This window comes from Paracoccus fontiphilus, from assembly GCF_017356265.1.
In the GTDB taxonomy this organism is placed as follows: Bacteria; Pseudomonadota; Alphaproteobacteria; order Rhodobacterales; family Rhodobacteraceae; genus Paracoccus; species Paracoccus fontiphilus.
This window is the reverse complement of the sequence record NZ_JAFNAW010000115.1, coordinates 1-5,257: the sequence shown is the minus strand read 5'-3', so window position 1 is coordinate 5,257 and position 5,257 is coordinate 1. Positions and strand designations below refer to the sequence as shown.

General features: G+C 67.9%; 4 protein-coding genes. 3 read left to right on the top strand and 1 reads right to left on the bottom strand.

Annotated features, from left to right (window positions below; genetic code table 11):
- From J0F76_RS19765 to J0F76_RS19755, 3 genes are all read left to right on the top strand, one after another.
- Positions 1-681: efflux RND transporter periplasmic adaptor subunit (locus J0F76_RS19765; RefSeq protein WP_207472106.1), on the top strand; the 681-nt coding region annotated here is incomplete at its 5' end.
- Positions 678-3,731, top strand: a complete 3,054-nt coding sequence (locus J0F76_RS19760) for an efflux RND transporter permease subunit (RefSeq protein ID WP_207472105.1) — start codon at positions 678-680, stop codon at positions 3,729-3,731. The genes J0F76_RS19765 and J0F76_RS19760, both read left to right, overlap by 4 nt.
- A 57-nt stretch (positions 3,732-3,788) precedes the next feature.
- Positions 3,789-4,307, top strand: coding sequence for a type 1 glutamine amidotransferase domain-containing protein (locus J0F76_RS19755; RefSeq protein WP_207472104.1), 519 nt, complete (start codon positions 3,789-3,791; stop codon positions 4,305-4,307).
- Positions 4,308-4,426: 119 nt separating this feature from the next.
- Here J0F76_RS19755 and J0F76_RS19750 read toward each other — a convergent pair.
- The coding region (locus tag J0F76_RS19750; RefSeq protein ID WP_207472103.1) for a dihydrolipoamide acetyltransferase family protein at positions 4,427-5,257 on the bottom strand (831 nt) is incomplete at its 5' end.

The following is a 5,257-nucleotide window of genomic DNA, read 5'->3' as shown; positions in this document are numbered from 1 at the left end:
GCACGGGCCCAGGCTGCCTCGGCCGCCGATGGCCTGGCCGTCGCGCGCGCCGCGCTGGCCCTGGCCGATGCCGCGCGCCGCATCGCGCAACTGAACCTCGACCGGGCGGAAATCATCGCGCCCGTGGCCGGGGTGGTCGTCCTGCGCACGGCCGAACTGGGTGCACTGGCAGGCGGCGGCACCGACCCGCTGTTCACCCTGCTGGCCGACGGCGCGGTCGAGATGTCGGCCGAGGTCATCGAAACCGCGCTGCCCGGCCTTGCCGTCGGAGATCCCGCCGAGATCACGGTGGCGGGCGTGGGCACCGTGCCGGGAACGGTCAGGCTGGTTCCGGCCTCGGTCGATCCGGTCACGCGGCTGGGCGTCATGCGCATCGCGCTGGATGACGCCGCCGGCGTCAGGACCGGGCAATTCGCCAGCGGCTGGGTCATCACCGACCGGCGGCAGGCCCTGACCGTTCCCGCCGGTGCCGTTCTGGCCGATGACGCTGGCGAACGGGTGCAGGTCGTGCGCGACGGCGTGGTCGAAACCCGCCCCGTCCGTGCGGGCCTGCTGTGGGACGGGCGCCGCGAAATCATCGAGGGCGTGGCGCAGGGCGATCCTGTCATCGCCCGATCCGGCGCGTTCTTCCGCACCGGCGACCAGGTCCGCCCGGTCCCCGCGAAGGGGACCGGGCCATGAACTTCTCTACCCTGTCGATCCGCCATCCGGTTCCGCCGATCGCCATCTTCCTGGTGCTGCTGATCGTCGGGCTTTACAGCTTCACCCGCCTGCCGGTCACGGCGATGCCCAACATCGACCTGCCCATCGTGCAGGTGACCATCGACCAGCCGGGCGCCGCGCCGTCGGAACTGACCACGCAGGTCATCCAGCCGGTCGAGGACAGCATCGCATCCGTCACCGGGGTGCGCCACATCACCTCTACCGCGACGGACAGCACGGCGCAGATCGTCGTGGAATTCGAGTTGGAAACCGACAGCGACCGGGCGGTCAACGACGTCAAGGACGCGGTGTCGAACGTCCGCCAGCAGATGCCCGAGAGCATCAGCGAGCCGCTGGTGCGGCGGCTGGACGTGACGGGGATGCCGATCCTGACCTATGCCGTAAGCGACCCGACCCAATCCATCGAATCGCTGTCGAATTTCGTGGACGACGTGATCGGGCGCGAGTTGTCCACCGTCGATGGCGTCGGCCAGACAAGCCGCATCGGCGGGGCCGCGCGGGAAATCAAGGTAGAACTCGACCCCGACCGGCTGCTGGCCCACGGGCTGACGGCGGCGGACGTGTCGAACCAGTTGCGGGCGCGCAACATCGACCTGGGCGGCGGGCGCGGCGATCTGGCGGGGCGCGAATACTCCATTCGCACGCTGGGGGCCGCCGGCAGCGTGGAACAGTTGGCCGGGGCACCGATCTCCATCGCCGATGGCCGCACGATCCGGCTGGACCAGCTGGGCCGCGTTCTCGACGGCCCGGCCGAGGAGCGCAGCTTCGCCCTGCTGGACGGCCAGCCGGTCGTGGCCTTCGGCATCTACCGGACCACCGGCGCATCCGATCTGGCGGCGGGGGACGGGGCCAAGGAACGGCTGGCCCGGATCGGCGAGCGTTACCCGAATGCCCGCATCACCCTGATCGACGACGCCACGACCTATACCGAGGCCAGCTATCACAGCGCGATGGACACGCTTTATGAAGGGGCGGCGCTGGCAGTGGTCGTGGTGTTCCTGTTCCTGAGGAACTGGCGCGCCACCCTGGTCGCCGCCGTGGCGCTGCCCCTGTCGATCATCCCCACGTTCTTCGTGATGCACTGGCTGGGCTTCACCCTGAACGGCATCAGCCTGCTGGGCATCACCCTTGTCACCGGCATCCTGGTGGACGACGCCATCGTGGAAATCGAGAACATCGTCCGCCACATCGGCATGGGCGTCCCGCCGTATGAGGCCAGCGAGGAAGCCGCCAACGAGATCGGGCTGACGGTGATCGCGATCAGCTTCTCCATTGTCGCGGTCTTTGCGCCGGTCAGCTTCATGGGCGGCATACCGGGGCAGTATTTCAAGCAGTTCGGGCTGACGGTCGCGGTGTCGGTCCTGTTCTCGCTGCTGGTGGCGCGGATCATCACGCCGATGATGGCGGCCTATCTGATGCGCGGCACGGTGCATGGCACCGAGGAACGTGACGGCCTTGTCATGCGGTCCCTGATGCGCGTGGTGGGCTGGACCATGCGCCATCGGGGCCTGACGCTGCTGACCGGCCTGGGGATCTTCGCTGGGTCGATCTACTCGGCCACGCTGCTGCCGACCGAGTTCATCCCGGCCTCGGACATCGGCCGCAGCCAGATCGAGGTCGAACTGCCGCCCGGCGCCACCATCGACGATACCGAGGGCGCCGCCCGCAGCCTGTCCGCCCGGATCGACGAGGTGCCCGAGGTTCAGTCGGTCTTCGTCTACAGCGACGGGTCGGACGTCACCGAGGCGCGGGTGATGATCAACTATGGCAGCAAGGAAACCCGCGAGCGGTCGCAATTCGTGCTGGAGGAAGAGTTGAAGCAACGTTTGGCGGATACGCCCGACATGCGCATCAATTTCCAGAACGAGAACGGCCAGAACGACCTGACCATCAACGTCCTGGGCCAGACCGAGGACGGCGCCGCCCTTGCCGCCGAACGCCTGGCCACCGCCATGTCGGACCTGCCGTCGCTGGAAAGCGTGACGACGACGGCCCGGCTGCAGCGCCCCGAGATCCAGATCACGCCGCGCGCCGACGTGGCGGCGCAGCTTGGGGTGTCGGCCAGCGACATGGCGACGACGCTGCGGGTGGCGACGCTGGGCGATGTCGAATCGAACCTTGCCAAGTTCAACGCGGGCGACGAGCAGATTCCCATCGTCGTGCGCCTGGACGCCGAGGCCCGGGCGGATCTGGTGACGGTGCAGAACCTGCGGGTCAACTCGACCGCCGGCCAGGTGCCGTTGGGAACCGTGGCCGATGTGACGCTGTCGGCGGGCGCGACCGAGATCGGGCGCTATGATCGCCAGTTCCAGACGACGGTAAGCGCGAACCTTGCCGACGGCGCATTGCTGGGGCCGGTCAGCGCGCAGGTGGCCGAGTTGCAGGCCCGGATCGAACTGCCGCCCGGCACCCTCATCCAGCCTTCGGGCGATGCCGAGATCATGGGCGAGGTCTTCGGCGCCTTCGGCACCGCCATGGGGGCGGGGGTGATGCTGGTCTATGTCGTGCTGGTGCTGCTGTTTCACAGCTTCGTCACGCCGGTGTCGATCCTGCTGTCGCTGCCACTGGCGATCGGCGGCGCGATCCTGGCGCTGTTCGTGACCGGCCATTCGATCAGCATGGCGGTGGTGATCGGCTTCCTGATGCTGATGGGGATCGTCACCAAGAACTCGATCATGCTGGTGGAATTCGCACTGTCAGCCATCGAGCGCGGCGTGGCCAAGCGCGACGCGATTCTGGACGCCGTCCACAAGCGCGCGCGCCCCATCGTCATGACCACCATCGCCATGAGCGCGGGGATGATCCCGTCCGCCCTGGCGACGGGCGAGGGGGGCGAGTTCCGCGCGCCCATGGCGATTGCCGTGATCGGGGGGTTGCTGCTCTCCACCGTGCTGTCGCTGCTGTTCGTGCCGGCGCTGTTCTCGCTGATCCATGGCGGGCAGGGACGGCTGACCGGCTGGCTCGCGCGGCGGATCGGGCTGAACCGGCCCCGGCAGGCGGCGGAATAGGCCGGAACTTCGTCAGGGCCGCCGCATTGGGTGGGCTGATGCGAAAGGAGGCCATTCATGGCAAAGGTTCTGATCATGGCATCGGACGGGTTCGAGCAGTCCGAACTGTTCGTGCCCTTGGAAAAGCTGAAGGGCGCGGGCCACGACGTGACGGTGGCGGCGCCCGAGGCAGGCACCATCAAGGCGTGGGACAAGGATGACTGGGGCAAGTCGGTCCCGGCCGACAAGGCCATCGCCGATGTGGATGCCTTGGGCTACGACGCGCTTGTGCTGCCGGGCGGGGTGATCAACCCTGACAACCTGCGCAAGGATGAAACGGCGGTTGCGTTGATCCGCAGCTTTGCCGATGCCGGAAAGCCCGTCGCCGCGATCTGCCACGCACCCTGGCTGCTGGTCGAGGCGGGACTGGCGCAGGGTCGCCGCCTGACCAGTTACGATTCGATCCGCACCGACATGAAGAACGCGGGCGCCGAGGTGGTGGACGAAAAGGTCGTGGTGGATCGGGGCGTCATCACCAGCCGAAACCCGGACGACCTGGACGCCTTTGTCGGCGCCATCGAGGAGGCGTTGCGCTGATTTGCGTCCCGCGGTCGCCGGGGGCGCTTCGCCCCCCGGACCCCCCGAGGATATTTGTGCCAAGATGAAAGAAAGGGGCGCTTCGAGGCGCCCCTTTCAGCAGTCGTATAGGCCTTGGATCAGGCCAGCATCCCCATCGGGTTTTCCAGATGCGTCACGATGGCTTCCAGCAGTTGCGCGCCCAGGGCGCCGTCGATGACGCGGTGATCGACCGAGAGGGTCATCGACATGACGTTGCGGATGACCACCTCGCCGTTTTCGACCACGGGGGTCTGGATGCCCGCGCCGACGGCCAGGATTGCGCCATGCGGCGGGTTGATGACGGCGTCGAAGTTCTCGATCCCGAACATGCCGAGGTTCGAGATCGCGAAGCTGCCGCCCTGGTATTCGTGAGGCGCCAGCTTTTTGGTCTTGGCGCGCTTGGCCAGATCCTTCATCTCGGCCGACAGGGCCGACAGTGTCTTCTGGTGCGCGTCCTTGAGGACCGGGGTGAACAGCCCGCCCTCGATCGCCACGGCGACGGCTACGTCCGAGGGCTTCAGCTTCAGGATGCGGTCGCCCGCCCAGACGGCGTTCGCGTCCGGCACCTGCTGCAGGGCCAAGGCGCTGGCCTTGATGATGAAGTCGTTGACCGACAGCTTCACGCCGCGCGCTTCCAGTTGCTTGTTCAGCATGGCGCGGAACTCCATCAGCGCGTCCAGCTTGGCCGAGCGGCGCAGATAGAAATGCGGGATGGTCTGCTTGGCCTCGCCCAGGCGGGCGGCGATGGTGCGGCGCATGCCGTCGAGCTGGACTTCCTCGGTCTCGCGGTCCGCATACATCTTGAGGATCGCGTCGGACGAAGGGGCCTTCGGTGCCTGCGCGACGGGTGCCGGGCCGGGAGCGGCAGCCGCTGCGGCGGCGGGCGCCGACGCAGGCTTGGCCGCGCCGGGCTGCGCGCCTTCCACGTC